Below are 310 nucleotides of genomic sequence, written 5' to 3'. Positions count from 1 at the left end.
CTTACGAGGCCGAGTACCGCGCCGGCAAGGAGCGTTGGGACGCGGTCGTCGAGGCCGCCTACCGTGCCGACGACGAGAGCGCCGTGCCGACGCAGACGCAGGTGCTGGGCGCGCTGGACGCGGTCGTCGGCGACGACGACGTGGTGATCAACGCGGCCGGTTCGCTCCCGGGCGACCTGCACAAGCTGTGGCGGTCGCGCTCGCCGCGCCAGTACCACCTGGAGTACGGCTACTCCTGCATGGGCTACGAGATCCCGGCCGCGATCGGCGTGAAGCTGGCCGCGCCCGAGCGCAACGTGTGGGCGCTGGT

1 protein-coding gene is annotated in these 310 nt (G+C 71.9%); it reads left to right on the top strand.

Features of this window, described 5'->3' with window-relative positions; genetic code table 11:
- Positions 1-310, top strand: a 310-nt coding sequence (locus ACLZOT_RS51460; RefSeq protein ID WP_416976174.1) for a thiamine pyrophosphate-dependent enzyme, incomplete at both ends; no start/stop codon positions are given.

The sequence above is a fragment of the Streptomyces sp. 4F14 genome, assembly GCF_048159485.1.
GTDB lineage: Bacteria > Actinomycetota > Actinomycetes > Streptomycetales > Streptomycetaceae > Streptomyces.
The sequence above is the reverse complement of the archived record's forward strand: the minus strand, read 5'-3'. Positions and strand labels throughout refer to the sequence as shown.